Genomic DNA, 14619 nt, shown 5'->3' with positions numbered 1-14619 from the left:
ATGTAATAAGGCGAGACGCTCTAACGGCCTAAACTCCCGCTACAGCAGGACGCGCGGCATCGGCATCGACCTCTCTCCTAAAATAAAAAGGGTGTCTAGAAAAATCGGATAACGCCGACTTTCAGGACAACCCTTCCTTTTTATTCCTTATCTTAGTCACAATATTTGTTATACGCTTGTTGCAAATTAGCTACAACACTCTCAGCTGTTTGACCCTCAATTTGCTCACGCGGAATAAAATGAACGATCTCTCCATCTTTAAAAAGAGCGATCGACGGGGAAGATGGCGGGATTCCATCGATGTATGTCCGAGCCTGCGCCGTCGCTTCCTTATCTTGTCCAGCAAACACGGTTACGAAATGGTCCGGTTTCTTCTCGCTTTCTTTCACCGAATAAATCACAGCAGGGCGGGCAATGCCAGCGGCGCATCCGCAGACAGAGTTAATCACCATCACTGTTACGCCTTTCGTATCCTTAAAGAAATTATCGACTTCCTCTGGTGTCGTTAACTCCTGAAAGCCTGCTTGCGTCAATTCGTCTCTCATTGGCTGGACCATTTGTTTCAATTGGTTCATATAGGCATCAAAAGGCATCATCGTCATCATCACTCCTAAATGGTTGTATTTAACCTTATTCTAACGATTTCAAACTAGTTTTAAAAGCTTAGAAGCGGTTTGATTCATTTGCAACGCTCTTTCCATTATAGTCGGTTACAGCATCAGTCACAAAACAGGTTGCTGAAAGCCCCCCGAACAAGCTGTTTTTCCTTACCGTCGATAATCAAGCGCCTTCTTCAAAACATCAATGTTCTCATCCATTATCGCAAAATAATCTTTGCCGTCCGCCACTTCTTTTTCCGTTACATTTTCAAGTGGATTTAAAGTAAGAGCTTCCGCGCCGACCTCTTTTTTAATCACTTCCGCGATTTTCCCCGAAACGAGCGTTTCAAACAAAATATAGGTAACCTGGCGCGCTTCAATCTGTTCAATAATCAATTGCAATTCCCGTTGCGTCGGCTCATTAGCTGGCGATAGTCCGGCGATTGCAATCTGCTCGAAGTCGTATGTTTCTGTTAAATAGCCAAAAGAAGCGTGAGACACAACGAGTGATTTTTGTTGGACATGCTCTCGCAAATCGTCTAAGCGGGCGTCAAGTTCGTCAAATTGCCTAGCGAGTTGCTCATAATTCCGTTCATATTCGGTCTGATGAGCAGGATCCACTTCAATCAGGGCGTCTCGAATCGTTTCTGCCTGCTGTTTCGCCCGATTTGGGTCCAACCAAACATGCGGATCCCAAGGGCCCGATTGTCCATGCCCGTGATGCCCCTCCTCACCCAACGCTTCTTCCCCACTTCCTTCAGCGGGCAGCAGGTCAATCCCCTGGCTCGCATCGACTTGTTTCAATTTGTCATTGTTAAGGGCAGCGGATACTTTCTCGATCCACCCTTCAAATCCAGCCCCATTGTAAATGAGCAGATCAGCATCATTTAACATCATCATATCTTTAGCTTTAGGTTCGAAGTCATGCGCCTCGACACCGGGCGGAACAATATTTTTCACTTCCGCGCGTTCCCCCGCAATTTTTCTCGTGAAATCATATAAAGGAAATAAAGAAGTGTAGATCGAAAGTTGCTCCCCTTTTCCCACAGTTTGACTTGCATTTTGTTGTTGTCCGCATCCGCTGACAATGAGCAAACATCCGATCACCAACAACCACACGACTCTTCTTCTCTCCATTAAAAGCGCCTCCCAATCGGAATCATTCTTATTTAATGCGGTAAATTATATCTTACCGCTCCCCTTTTGTAAATAGAAACATTCTATTTTATCTAAAAGCATATTGCGCCCTTAACGTGAGCAGGAGTCAGGCCCTGTCGCGCAGAATAAGGAATTGTATGGAAATCATTACATTCAGTTAATGCCTGCGCGCTGAAAGCAATCTAAGCAAAGATTGGCAAAGGCGTAATTGATCTATCTGAGGAGGAAACAAGCATGTCTAAAAAATATCATTTTAATTTAGAAGCCAACTGGTCAGGGGGAAGAGATGGAGCAGGGAAAATTTCATCTGGGAAATTACAAGCTCCGATTTCAGCGCCAGCTGAACTAGGCGGTCCTGGCACAGGAACGAACCCGGAGGAGCTACTGCTCGGGGCCGCATCCACTTGCTACTTGATCACACTTGGCATTGTCCTAACGAACCGTAAATTACCGGTAGAAGACATCACGCTCGCATCCGAATGTATTTTAGATGGCGAGGGCGGACTGAAATTCGAAAAGATTATTCACCGTCCAACGATTATCCTTGGTAAAGATGCGACAGAGGAAGATATCGAGACGGCCAAAAAAGGAGCCGAACGAGCGGAATCCGCTTGTATGATTTCCAAAACGTTAGAAGGCAATGTCGAAGTGACCGTAGAACCAACGATTACAATCCAATCCTAACAGATCCAAACAAAAGCAGGCAGTTCAAATTGAACTGCCTGCTTTTTCGCATTCATTGACCGCTCAAGAAGACAGGACCTGTCCGGCATTTACATGGAGCGTTGACCCAGTTACGAAACATGAGCCCGCCAACGAACCTTACGCTCGTTTCCTAAACGACATCCCTAACGCGATTAATCCGAGAACCAACGCTGCAATAGATAATAACAACGAGGCATTCGATCCTCCGCCGTTTGTCGTTTCCACCCCTTCTACCGCCGCTCCAGCTGTCTCATGATCGTGATCATCTGCCGCTTGGCCCGCTGGAAGCGGTTTAACGGTTGTTACCGAAGCCGGCGTTTCCGAACCTTCCGCTCCAACCCAGTCGACAACGTCACCATCACCGTACGTTTGATATGCTTTCCAAATCAGGTCTGTCGCATCATCATTGACACGTCCTTGGAAGGTAAATTGCGCAAATTCAATGGGAGCTAATCCCTCGCCCGTCGCGCTCCAACGAACCCCTTCAATCCGACCATCATCGTTTTCCTCAACCTCATAAGACCAACCTGGTTTCGGTTCAAAACGGGAGACAGAAACTCCTTCCGGAAATTTCACTTCCACTTTCATCGTAGGTGTATCATCCTTTTCAGAAGGGACACGCACTGTAAAAACTTCATAAGAACCTTGCGTCACTTCCCTGGGCTGCACCGTGACGTGGGCCTCCGCCAAACCGCTAAACATCGTGACCGTAAGAACCGTTGAAAGAAGAACTTGAGTTAATTTTTTCATATATGATCAACCTTTCCATTCGTTTATATTTTAATAGACTGTAAAATCTTTTTTGTACATTTTTTCATCATCATTAGAATCACGGACACGAACCTCAATCGTCCAATTACCGGCAAAAGGGAGATACGGTCCTTGGGCCCTGAATGCATCGCCAATTTCCTCTACTTCAGAGTCGATCGGTTCCACTGGCACTTGAATCGGCGCAACCTTACCATCGCGATTCACCAATGAAACTTCAACTAACTTCACTTCCCGATCCGCTTGGACCATCTTGGCGTGAACTGAAATTTGATTGTCGCCTGGCGCTTTTGGCGTAATTTGTGTCATCAAGTGAACAGAAGGTCGTTTTTCATTCCAATATAAAGGCTTATTCTGTGGCAATGGATTAACATACGTTAGCGCTCCCACGATAATCACAATTGCAATCATGAGGGAAAAATCAATACGCAGTAATCGTTCCAACTGATCCACTTGATTTAGCTTCATCTTCGTTCGAACGGACTGAGCAACCAAGACGACAGCCAACACGAGCGCAGTCTTAACAATTAACAAAATTCCCCATACCGTTTTAATCAGGTAAGACCACTTCGGGATAAATAAAAAGGTTAACAACAGTCCGCTGCCAGTCGCAACAAGGATACTGATCAATGCGGCCTGACTAAATAGCGGGTAAAAACGAATCATCTCCCGTCGAGCGCTCTTCCAAAAAACAATGAAGAACCATAAGCCTCCGACCCACACTGTGGCAACGACCAAGTGAATAATATCGATGAACACAGTCAGGAACGCGGGACTAAATGTAATCGCGTGACCGACCAATCCCTCGATAACAAGCAGTAGCAAAATCCATAACGCATCGATCCACTTTGTTTTTCGCAGGATCCAGTAAGCCGAAGCTGCTAACAGTAGACTTATAAGCCAGGTCCAACCCCATAGCGACTTTGATAATTCAGGAATTAAACTGGCGATCCCCCAATCTCTTAACAAGGAGGAAAGTTGAAGTCCACCTGTAATCAGCAAGGAAAAAAGGAAAAAGTGTCTAAAACGCTGCAACCATTGGCGATATGTCGCTTCGTTCGTCTCTTCTTGAAAAGAAAAGAAAATCCCCCAGAAAAGCCAGCCTGTTAAAAATAGAAGAGCGGCATAATAGAGCATACGATCGATGCTAACCCCTTCATGGTTTTGCTGGTTGACCACATTTAACATGTACCAACTGCTCGGTTGTTGCGATGAGCTGCCGACCGTTAAATAACCTGACTGTTCCACGGGATGCCCGTCCGCTGAAACAATATGATACGTTACCGTATACGTTCCATTTGGCAAAAGCGGCAGCTCCAGAGAAACTTCCCGTTGATCTTCGCTCATTTGCGCCTGATCATCGGTCATGAGCTCGCCATGCTCGTTAAAGACACGTATATAAAACAATCTTTTTTCTAATCTTTCATTAAAGACATAACGGATTTCTGCGGGTGACTCTTCCACTTGACTATTTAAGGGCGGATTCGCCTCTATTAACACCGCATGTCCAAATGTCACTTGACAAAAAGAGAATATGAATAAGAATAGAAAAGAAACAACGACCGAGACGGGTTGCAAGCAACGCTTATTTGCCATGCTTGCAGCACCCTTCGGTCCGAGTGACTTCACGAGTCGCCTCTTCAAAAGAACAAACACGACCGCCAAACCCTTTCACAAACTTTTCAGCATCCGAGATACGACCAAAGGCAAGCGCCTGCGGTTGGCAACATTGCATATCAAGTGAAGTGTCCAACACATACCACGCTAATGGGGCGCTGATTGTCGTCTGCAATAGAAAGTCGTAACATAGGGCTTGTATGACATCATCCTCGTATTCTTTATGAAAAATCAATCCACAGTGCGCGCAGCAAGCAGAGTCGATTCGATTGTTTGGTAGAATTAAACGATACGATAGACGCTCATTGATCGTTCGATAGCATACGACGCATTCTTGCGAACCTCTCACCTCGCGTTCGTTCTGCATTAGAGCGATACCGCCAAACGTCTTCATCACCAGTCCCTGTTCGATCAACGGTTTTATGTCACGGTAGATCGTCATTTCTGACACATTAAACCGTTCACTTAGTTCGGCAGTCCTTAAACTTCTTTCAGTTTGAATCAAATCCATGATTTTTCTTTGTCTCTCATTTTGAAACAGCTTTCTCACCCCTCGTCATGTTGTATTCAAACATACTTTAACACTATGACAACAATTATAATATTAAGTTCCATTTCTAGTAATTTCAATGGGTAAACAGGCTCATCTATGACATTTTTGTGAACACTTGGACAACGACAAGCAAATCTAATGTTTGTTTATAACAACTTATCAAGTGGCAACAAAAAAAGAGGTCAGTCATAAAACGACTGCCTCTCTATCTTTTACCAGTGGTCAAGTGGGCCTCATTCACAGGTTCAGTGGGTAAAAACACTTCGATCACCGTACCCTCATCCACTTTGCTTTTTAGCGTCATGCTTCCACCATGATCTTCAATGATCTTTTTACTAATCATAAAGCCAAGCCCTGTACCATTTTCTTTTGTCGTGAAAAAGGGTTGCCCGATCTTCTCCAATATTTCCTCTGGGATGCCACAGCCTTGGTCGATAAAACAAATGCGCAACATCCGCTCTTCAATTCTTTGTAGTTCAATCGAAATTTCTCCGCCTTGTGGCATCGCTTCCATTGAATTTTTTATGAAATTAATGAAGACTTGTTTGATTTGGTTTTCATCACAATCGATATAAGGATGTTCTACCTCAAAATCAGTGGATATGGAGATATTATGCAAATTCCCTTGTGTGCCTAACAAGGCGACAACATGTTCCAAGAGCTTCTGCGCATTAGCCTGTTCATACTTGGTAATTTGCGGTTTTGCTAAGATAAGCAATTCACCTAAAATAATCTCTATTCGGTCAATTTCTGAGGTCATAATTTCCATGTATTCTTCTTTCTCTCCGTACCCTGTTTGCATGAGTTGCAAAAAACCTTTCACCGATGTAATTGGATTTCGAATCTCATGAGCTATCCCTGCGGCTAACTGACCCGCGACAGATAACTTTTCAGATTGCTGCAACATTTCTTGCGACTTTTTCCACTCGGTAATATCGCGAAAAATAACCGCCCAGCCGTCAAACTTTTGATGTAAGTTATACAGAGGAAAAGTCGTAACCGACACGTAGATAACGTCGCCGTTGCGATCAATTCTCTTTGTCTCGCTAATGTGAAATTGTTCCCCTTCTTTTACCGATCGGATCCCTTGCGGCAGTTCAACTGCTTTTAGCTCTGCAGGCACAAATACGACATCAGAATTAATGTTGATTGATGACTTCTTCCGCGGTCCAACCAAATAATCTTTCAAAGGCGCGATTGACACGGATGATCTGACCATTTTCAGAGGAGATAATGACGGCGTCACTATGATTATCAATAAACGATTCTAATTGCGCCTGGGCCGCTCGCGCTTGCTTTTCCATCGTTTTCCTGCTCGTAACATCGCGACAGACGCCAGAAATTCCGACAACATTTCCCTTCGCATCGCGAATAGGCGACAACGTCGTGCTCACATACAGACTAGAGCCATCCTTCCGTTGGCGAAGTGTTTCAAAACTAATCATCGACTCACCCGCTTTGACACGATGGTGCAGTTGTTTATTGGCGATGAGCAGTTGTTCGGGCACGATCGGCAACGTGTTCCCTACAACTTCATCCGTATGCCAACCAAACATTGTTTCAAAAGTCGCGTTCACTTCAGATACCTGATCATCCAAGTCAACCAACCACATTGCATCCGCGCTATTTTTAAAGAACGCTTCCAGCCGCTCCTTCGTTTTGCGCAGTTCCTCCTCCGCCTGTTTGCGTTCCGTTATATCCCGACCGACCCCAATCACCTGCTGAATTTCGCCTTGTTCATTGTGGGTCAACTTCAAAGTTGTTTCAATCCATAAGTAATGACCGTCTTTATGACGCATCCTATTTTCCATTTTAATACAATTCCCATTAAATGCCTCTATATAATCAGGCGATGACAAGATTGCTGCGTCTTCTGGATGCAAGAAATCGGATGCTGGCCTACCAATAACCTCATCAGGAGCATAGCCTAATATCGATTGAACGGACGGCGCGATGTAGCAAAATACACCCTGTCGGTTCGTAAGCGTAATAATGTCCTGCGCATTCTCAGAAATCAAACGATACAGTTGTTCAAGTTCACGTAATTTTTGGCTTTTTTGCTTAAATACAGTTACATCTTTCGCGATACAAAACTTACCGACCAATTTCCCTTCCTCAATAATGGGAATACTCGTTACGCGCAACATGACTCGTTTGCCCATTTTATGAATGGCTGTGATTTCAAACTGCTGTGACTTTCCCTGGTAAGTTAATTCAAAATGTCTTCTCATCCGTTCAAGATCTTCAGGGACCACGAGGGATGCCGGATAAGTAATTTCCTCTGGCGAATAACCTGTGATCCTTTCAAAAGCAGCATTGGCTTGTACTAACTTCCCATCCATCGAAACAGCCATCACGAGATCAGGATGGTACTCAAACAATGAACAATAGCGTTGTTGTTCTAATTTAAGTTGAGTTTCCGCTTTTTTTTGAGCCGTAATATCCTGGATTTGCAAAAAAAATTGCAATGGTTTTCCAAGCTCATCTTCCACTAAAGATAAAGTTAACAATCCCCAAATGACCTTCCCCGATTTATGTAGATACCGTCTTTCAGACTGGTAACATTTTACTTGTCCGCTTATTAATTTTTGAGCTTGGTCTCGCCCTGTTTCAACATCATCTGGGTGGGTGATGGCTTGAAAGGGAGTAGTCATTAACTCTTCTTCTGTATAACCTAGAAACCGACAAAAGGATTGGTTTGCTTTCAACCAGTCACCTTCCAACGAAACCAAAGCCATTCCAATCGATGCGCTTATAAAAGCATTGACAAATATTGAATGGTTGTCTAAATTCAAATCCTTTGCCATCTTCGTTCTCCTCTGCCTCACTTTATATAGTAAAAAGGCCGAAATAGATCAGGGTTGTCTATTCCGGCATGCCTAGCTTATTAACTAGTTCAATTCCGTTTTTCTATTAAATTGAATACAGTATGAATATCAACACTCAAGCAACGACCAAAGTTGTTCTATCTTCAAGGCGCATTCAAACGGGATGCTTATATAAAAACTATCTTTTTCAAGATTTTGTTTATTATTTCGCTTCATAAAATCCCAAATAATTAAGCTTTTCTTAAACTAGAATAAGCATGTCTAATACGAATTATCCTACCCTATCTATATTTTAATTCAAACAGCCAACATTTGCAAAAGAACCCAACAAATTTATATGTTTTTTTATTACGCATCTCTTTTTTCACCAATCTGCGCGTTCTTTTTTACATATACTAAAATTCAACAGTGTTATGGCGATTATTTAGCAGCAGATTACTTTAGCTTTGAAAGAACGAACGTCTGAATGACTGCGAAGCATTCACGAATCGTGTAATTGATTCTGAGTCCGATCCGCGATTCGCTCGCCTGTCCATAAATCTGATACCCTGGTTCCGCCGCCAATTTCTTTGCCCGAAAAAGGTGGTAATCACTCGTAACGATCAACACATGGAGCGGATCCCGCGCGCTTTTGTTCATCAGCTGTTTGGAAAAGACAATATTTTCTCTTGTCGTTGTCGATTGCGTCTCGAGTATGAGCCGTTCTTTGTTAAGGCCTCGCTCGGTTAGATAGTTTGCCATCGCTTCCGCTTCCGTGATGAGCTCGCCCGAACCTTTTCCACCTGAAAGGATAATTGGGACGTTCGGGTGTCGTCTCGCAAATTCCAAACCCGTATCCAACCGTGTTCGCAGTGTTTCCGATGGGATTGTGCCGCGCAAGCCCGCTCCTAAAATAATCGCATAATCAATCGCTTCGGATTCGCCCTCATTCGCGTTAAATTCGGTGGAAATCAACAGCGTAACAACGAACAACATAACAAATAAAGCAGCAATTGACGCCGACAATAAGCGAGAGCTCCATTTATAAATAGAACGTTTCGTTATCTTGTAGAAATAGCGCAGACTCACGATGATTAGTAGGACTAGACTTGCAAACAGCAACTAAAACCCCAAAACTAGCGCCAAACAACATAAGCAGCAGACAAGGAAGGCCGACTAAGCCTGCTGCTTTATAAAGGAAGTTTCTCCTTTGTCGATACATAATCCCACTCCAATTATAAAAACGATTTTCACCACAAAAAAGGCGGTATACCGAAGTATGACCACCTAAGTTTACTGGTTGATTGACGCCTCGTCTAATTAATTTTTTATCAACAGCCAACATGATTTATCTAAGCGGTGGACATACTAACCACAAATCACATTCATGGAGGAACCCGCCTTGAGATTAGCAGACAAACCAATGACGGCTCCCGAACTTTCCAACTTGTGGGCAACTTTTCAATCGAATAGCATGGCGAACTGTATCTTACGCTACTTTTCGGCTAAAGCGGAAGATGAGGAAATTAAATCGACAATCGACTTTGCCCTACGTATTGCCCAACAACAAACGGATCGCATTAAAAATCTCTTCGCCGCCGAAGAGATTGCAATTCCGATCGGATTCACGGACAGTGATGTTGATGTTAATGCGCCGCGCTTGCTGAGCGATATGTTCATGCTCGAATACATCAAACATATGGCTAGTGTTGGCATGATGACCTACAGCTCGGCTCTCTACATTTCCTCGCGCGCTGATGTCAGAGAGATTTTTGATGACTGTTTGATCTCCTCCATTCAATTGGAGCGACGCTCTTCTCAAGTTTTACTTGAAAAAGGGATTTTTGTGCAACCTCCCTACTTGAGTCCGCCCCAAAAGGTCGATTTCGTAAAAAATCAAACCTTCTTAAACGGGTGGTTAGGCGAGCGACGCCCCATTACCGGGATTGAAATTACGAGTCTGTTTATAAACATGATAACCAACTCGATCGGTAAAGCTTTGATCACCTCGTTTGCGCAAGTCGCGGAAATGAAGGATGTTCGCAAATATTTAATACGCGGGAAACACATCGCAACAAAACATTTATCCGTATTTGGGTCCATCCTTACAGAAGAGAATACGGATGTGGCTCCGACATGGGACAGTCATGTCACCGATTCGACCGCCCCTCCTTTCTCCGATAAATTGATGTTATTTCATACGATCGGCTTGATCGCCTTCGGAATTGCTAATTATGGGACCGCCTTATCAAGCTGCGCCCGACGTGACATTAGCAGTCACTACGAGCGACTCATGCAAGAGATATTACTGTATGCAGAGGATGGTATGAATTTAATGATCAAGCGCGGTTGGATGGAAGAACCACCTTTAACCGTAGATCGCGGTGAACTTATAAAAAAATGATGAAACCCGGCGATATCTCACCGGGTTTTATCTTTTGAATTTGAAGTTGCCATAATCAATGACGACGATTTTTCGTTTGCGACCCCTTCGGATATTAGCCCACCTGACTCTTTTACTTTTCTTAGAAAACAAATCTCCCGCTGAAATACCGCTGCGTTCAAATCTTTTTCGAAGACGTCGCGCCTTTACTTTTGTACGCTTTGTTTTAGCAACTTTTCTTTTCATCTTCTTCATCACGAGCCAGCCTTTCCCCGATTCCCGCACTTTTGCAAGATTCCTCTTCAATTTGTTCGGGGCCTTGCGATACATCTCTACTTCCCGTTCTATATCTTTGATTCCATTGACGGAAATCGCAATTTTTAAAACGCTTCGTTTGCCCAGATCCAACACAAGCCGCTTTTTACCGCAACCAACTTCTTTATAACGCAACTGTTTCTTTACTCTTTTGCGCGCCTGTTTTTTGTGCGATTTCTTGGGCTTCTCGTTTTTACGTTTAACTCTATTAATCCAAGCCCGAATGATTTTCAAGTCCCTCGATTTCAAATATTTAGAGGAAGACATCGTATCACGCTCCTCTCCTGAAACCTTAACTCTATTAATTATATGCGAGATAAGGCGCTTTGGAATTAACGGATAACTAGATTCAAACTAATTGGTTCTTCAACTAAATAAAAAAATGCCAGAGAGATCCGCTTACGCCGACTTCTCTGACACGTTCGTTATTAAACAACACCTTCATTCGGTTGTCCAGACGGTTCTTCAGTCGTGGATACCGTTGTTCGATTTATCTTAAATGACCCGAGCCAAGCGACAAGCACGAGTGTGAATGCCAACAGAAATGCCGTTTTCATCCCAACTGTCATCGCTTGGATCAAGAGTTGCGGGTCTGGCGTTGCGCCAGCGGATTCGTTAGCCAAATATCGGGCCTCGCTAGTCGACATGACCGACACGAGCAAAGCCGTCCCGATCGCGCCAGAGACCTGCTGCAATGTGTTAATCACCGCTGTCCCATGCGGATAGAGCCGACTCGGCAGTTGGTTAAGCGCATTGGTCATCACGGGCATCATTAACATTGAAATACCTAGCATCATAAAAGTATTAAATAGCACAATTTGGAAATAAGGGGTTGCCGCGGTAATAAAAGCAAATCTCAACAAGCTCATCCCCATCAGTCCTAAACCAATGATCGCAAGCCATTTTGCCCCAAATCGATCAAACAGGCGCCCTGTAATCGGCGACATAATCCCCATTAAGATCCCGCCAGGCAACATCACAAACCCAACACTGGATGAACTGTATCCTAACCCTTGCTGAAGATAAATAGGCAGTAAAATCATCGAGGAGAACATCGCCATCATCACAATCATCAAAATTAACGTCGATAAACTAAATATTGAATTTTGAAAAACGCGTAAATTTAACATTGGTTTTTCCATCTTTAATTGACGCCGCGTAAAAAAGACAAGCGACGCAATCCCGATCACAATTGGCAACCAAACACCGACACTGGACCAAGTGACATCCTCCGCGCCCGCGCTGCTAAAACCGTATACAATCCCGCCAAAACCGATCGTGGAGAGGATTAATGAACGAAAATCAATTGTTGGTCGGCTCACTTCTGTCACGTTTTTTAGTTTAAAATAGGCAAACAAAAGCACAAATAAAGCAATCGGTAAAACCCCATAAAAAAGTGTCCGCCAGCTAAAGTGTTCAACGACGATGCCTGAAACGGTCGGACCAATCGCGGGCGCGAAAGTAATGACAATCCCAATCGTCCCCATAGCCGAACCCCGTTTATGAAGCGGGACCATCACAAACACGACGTTCATCAACAACGGGAGCAGCAATCCAGTACCCGAAGCCTGCAACACTCTTCCGATTAATAGCGCCATAAAATTCGGCGCAATCGCGGCGACACCTGTTCCAATCGCAAACAATCCCATCGCTGACAGGAAGAGCATTCGCGTCGTAAACCGCTCGATTAAAAACGCGGTAACAGGGATTAACACGCCAATAACAAGCAGATACCCCGTGCTAAGCCATTGCGCCGTACTTGGCAGAATCTCGAGATCACCCATAATTTTAGGTAACGCTACATTCAACAGCGTTTCATTTAAAATAGCAACAAACACACCTAAAATCATAACAATCACGACTAACAGATTTTCTTTGCTGCCAAAGGCGCCCCCTTTAACGGTCCGTTCACTGTTCTGTTCCATATATGTCCTCTTCCCTTCATTCTTGAAAAAGCAAGCTTAACCACTCACTTCCGTTACGTAACGACTACCATTATCTATAATTATTCAGCTGTTGGCAACCACCTTACCTCCTGGTTTATAATGGACGAGAGTGTTCGGCGCGCTTCCTTTCAGACGGATGAGCGCAATAAAAACGGTCTCTACCTTGGCGCGAAAGCGAGTATCGGTAAAGACCGCAACGAGTCCGATTAACTACTTATTTTCCTTCAACCACATCAAGAATAAAAGATTTAAGATCAACGATCCGCCACGTTCGAAGCTTTTTATCCGTTCCGGCAATAAATAGCGGAAATAAAACGTCTTGTTCATGAAATGAACCGTGAGCCCCTCCGCCAACATGATACGGCGAATCCGCGTCAATCAACTCATAACCCGGCTTTGCCGTCACAATCATGTAACGCCCTGGATGGGATTGGCTCGCGGAATATAGGTGCATCAACCCATCGGGATAACGTCCATACGCCAAACGCTGGTCATGACGATCTGTATCGACGCGCAAATCAAGAACTTCTCGGTCGCCATCAATCTCCCAACGCTGCTGGAAAGGATCCGTAAACGTGTTGCCTGGTCGAAACCTCATCCTTTTTTGACTATCCGCTTGGACCACTTCAATCCATTCCCCATCTTTCCAACTCACCGTATCAATCCGCGGCTCCATTGCTAACTTTTCAAGCAACACCGTTTCATCCAGTTGATTCTCTAATAAATAAAGATAAGCCATTCTCTCATTCGTAGCGATCGCCAATGAATCGGCTGCAGTCGGCTTTTCGCCTAACGCAACGTTTTTCAACGGGGATAGCAGCTGCTCCAAATCAATTAGGGCCTCTGTTTTATCCTCCTTTACCTTACTCACTCCACTGTCCCCCATCACGATAAACACGTGCTGCTTAATCGCTTCTTGCCAAGAAGGATAACGATTCAAAATCTGCTGTAGCTTTCGGTCCGCCTCTATGACCGCATCTGTCGGATTCCGTCCGGCTTTATGCGTTTCATGATCGAGATCGGGCAAATAGGCTAGTGTAAAGTGGGGCAACTGGTTATGGTCGAGCAGTTGGATGATATGCTCCACAGACATTTGGTCGTTAATACCATAGTATTTTAAAAACTGATCCTTCGGATTCATCGTTAAGTAATGATGAAAACTGCCTAACACGAAGTAAGCGGGAGCCATCGTCTGAATATCTTCAAAGGGAGTTGGAACATGCAACGTTTGTTTCGTGTCACCCCGATACACAAGCGCATTGACCGAGGCCGTCGAATACCCTTTTTTCGATAGTTCCTCATGGATCGTCTGCTCCTTCTGACTCAAGTGTTCATTATTTAGACGATACAAACTATCCGTAAGTACTTGCTTGGCGCCCAATTTCATGACCGACTTTGGACCATCACCATAACTAACCATACGCTGAGCGTGAACATCATACCACCGCAAACCAGGGATATGATGTTTATCGGCATAAGCGCCTGTCAATAATGTACTGTCAATATTTACAGACATGGTTGGAAATGAGCTAATCATTTTATCGATGTAAACCCCATTCTCCTTCAAAAAGGAAAAAGCAGGCAATTTGTTTTGATCCATTAGTGTTCGTAACGGTTCAGCCAACAACGAGTCAACAATCATCATAATAACTTTTTTACCAGATTCAGTCGGTGGGGACGATTGGATTTTAAGCGGAGGACGTTCCAAGCCGCAACCAGCAAGGAAACACAGCAATAGCAGGAACACGCCTATCTTTCGGGGCATCTA

14 protein-coding genes are annotated in these 14619 nt (G+C 44.1%); 2 read left to right on the top strand and 12 right to left on the bottom strand.

Annotation, left to right across the window (positions count from 1 at the left end; genetic code table 11):
* Positions 1–152 precede the first annotated feature (152 nt).
* Positions 153–596, bottom strand: a complete 444-nt coding sequence (locus tag BEP19_RS02300) for a BrxA/BrxB family bacilliredoxin (protein ID WP_425452698.1) — start codon at positions 594–596, stop codon at positions 153–155.
* Between the two features lie 171 nt (positions 597–767).
* The gene (locus tag BEP19_RS02295; protein WP_120188224.1) at positions 768–1736 is read right to left on the bottom strand and encodes a metal ABC transporter substrate-binding protein; all 969 of its coding nucleotides are present in this window, start codon (positions 1734–1736) and stop codon (positions 768–770) included.
* 255 nt (positions 1737–1991) lie between these two features.
* On the opposite strand from BEP19_RS02295, the gene BEP19_RS02290 reads away from it, so the two are divergent.
* Entirely contained in the window at positions 1992–2441 is a 450-nt protein-coding gene (locus tag BEP19_RS02290) for an OsmC family protein (protein ID WP_120188223.1), read from the top strand.
* A 138-nt stretch (positions 2442–2579) separates the two neighbouring features.
* Here the strand turns inward: BEP19_RS02290 and BEP19_RS02285 are convergent, their stop codons facing one another.
* The 7 genes from BEP19_RS02285 to BEP19_RS17495 form a co-directional block, all read right to left on the bottom strand.
* Entirely contained in the window at positions 2580–3212 is a 633-nt protein-coding gene (locus BEP19_RS02285; protein ID WP_120188222.1) for a YcnI family copper-binding membrane protein, read from the bottom strand.
* A gap of 30 nt (positions 3213–3242) precedes the next feature.
* Complete coding sequence (locus BEP19_RS02280) at positions 3243–4826, bottom strand: copper resistance CopC/CopD family protein (RefSeq protein WP_120188221.1); 1584 nt, start codon at positions 4824–4826, stop codon at positions 3243–3245.
* Complete coding sequence (locus BEP19_RS02275) at positions 4816–5397, bottom strand: DeoR family transcriptional regulator (protein ID WP_281269258.1); 582 nt, start codon at positions 5395–5397, stop codon at positions 4816–4818. The genes BEP19_RS02280 and BEP19_RS02275 overlap by 11 nt, the downstream gene beginning before the upstream one ends.
* 208 nt (positions 5398–5605) lie before the next feature.
* Positions 5606–6604 (bottom strand): ATP-binding protein, encoded by a 999-nt coding sequence (locus BEP19_RS18085; RefSeq protein WP_170145232.1) that lies wholly within the window; start codon positions 6602–6604, stop codon positions 5606–5608.
* On the bottom strand, positions 6540–8207 hold the full coding sequence (locus BEP19_RS02265; protein WP_120188219.1) for a PAS domain S-box protein: 1668 nt from the start codon (positions 8205–8207) through the stop codon (positions 6540–6542). The genes BEP19_RS18085 and BEP19_RS02265 overlap by 65 nt, the downstream gene beginning before the upstream one ends.
* Positions 8208–8663: 456 nt before the next feature.
* The gene (locus BEP19_RS02260) at positions 8664–9233 is read right to left on the bottom strand and encodes a YdcF family protein (RefSeq protein WP_120188218.1); all 570 of its coding nucleotides are present in this window, start codon (positions 9231–9233) and stop codon (positions 8664–8666) included.
* Between the two features lie 16 nt (positions 9234–9249).
* On the bottom strand, positions 9250–9429 hold the full coding sequence (locus BEP19_RS17495) for a hypothetical protein (protein WP_170145231.1): 180 nt from the start codon (positions 9427–9429) through the stop codon (positions 9250–9252).
* A 180-nt stretch (positions 9430–9609) separates the two neighbouring features.
* Between BEP19_RS17495 and BEP19_RS02255 the strand changes: the two genes are divergently transcribed.
* Complete coding sequence (locus BEP19_RS02255) at positions 9610–10611, top strand: DUF3231 family protein (protein ID WP_170145230.1); 1002 nt, start codon at positions 9610–9612, stop codon at positions 10609–10611.
* Between the two features lie 27 nt (positions 10612–10638).
* Here the strand turns inward: BEP19_RS02255 and BEP19_RS02250 are convergent, their stop codons facing one another.
* The 3 genes from BEP19_RS02250 to BEP19_RS02240 form a co-directional block, all read right to left on the bottom strand.
* A complete protein-coding gene (locus tag BEP19_RS02250; RefSeq protein WP_120188216.1) occupies positions 10639–11172 on the bottom strand; it encodes a hypothetical protein in 534 nt (177 codons plus the stop codon).
* A gap of 161 nt (positions 11173–11333) precedes the next feature.
* Positions 11334–12830 (bottom strand): MDR family MFS transporter, encoded by a 1497-nt coding sequence (locus BEP19_RS02245; protein ID WP_120188215.1) that lies wholly within the window; start codon positions 12828–12830, stop codon positions 11334–11336.
* A gap of 235 nt (positions 12831–13065) precedes the next feature.
* Positions 13066–14616, bottom strand: a complete 1551-nt coding sequence (locus tag BEP19_RS02240) for an alkaline phosphatase family protein (protein WP_120188214.1) — start codon at positions 14614–14616, stop codon at positions 13066–13068.
* Positions 14617–14619: the final 3 nt, after the last annotated feature.

This window comes from Ammoniphilus oxalaticus (genome assembly GCF_003609605.1).
Taxonomy (GTDB): domain Bacteria; phylum Bacillota; class Bacilli; order Aneurinibacillales; family RAOX-1; genus Ammoniphilus; species Ammoniphilus oxalaticus.
The sequence above is the reverse complement of the archived record's forward strand: the minus strand, read 5'-3'. Positions and strand labels throughout refer to the sequence as shown.

Excerpts from the sequence above, each read along its gene's own strand:
- BEP19_RS02295 (WP_120188224.1), bottom strand. The coding sequence starts at position 1,736 with ATGGAGAGAAGAAGAGTCGTGTGGTTGTTGGTGATCGGATGTTTGCTC.
- BEP19_RS17495 (WP_170145231.1), bottom strand. The coding sequence starts at position 9,429 with ATGTATCGACAAAGGAGAAACTTCCTTTATAAAGCAGCAGGCTTAGTC.
- BEP19_RS02280 (WP_120188221.1), bottom strand. The coding sequence starts at position 4,826 with ATGGCAAATAAGCGTTGCTTGCAACCCGTCTCGGTCGTTGTTTCTTTT.
- BEP19_RS02245 (WP_120188215.1), bottom strand. The coding sequence starts at position 12,830 with ATGGAACAGAACAGTGAACGGACCGTTAAAGGGGGCGCCTTTGGCAGC.
- BEP19_RS02250 (WP_120188216.1), bottom strand. The coding sequence starts at position 11,172 with ATGTCTTCCTCTAAATATTTGAAATCGAGGGACTTGAAAATCATTCGG.
- BEP19_RS02240 (WP_120188214.1), bottom strand. The coding sequence starts at position 14,616 with ATGCCCCGAAAGATAGGCGTGTTCCTGCTATTGCTGTGTTTCCTTGCT.
- BEP19_RS02300 (WP_425452698.1), bottom strand. The coding sequence starts at position 596 with ATGATGCCTTTTGATGCCTATATGAACCAATTGAAACAAATGGTCCAG.
- BEP19_RS02290 (WP_120188223.1), top strand. The coding sequence starts at position 1,992 with ATGTCTAAAAAATATCATTTTAATTTAGAAGCCAACTGGTCAGGGGGA.
- BEP19_RS02285 (WP_120188222.1), bottom strand. The coding sequence starts at position 3,212 with ATGAAAAAATTAACTCAAGTTCTTCTTTCAACGGTTCTTACGGTCACG.
- BEP19_RS02265 (WP_120188219.1), bottom strand. The coding sequence starts at position 8,207 with ATGGCAAAGGATTTGAATTTAGACAACCATTCAATATTTGTCAATGCT.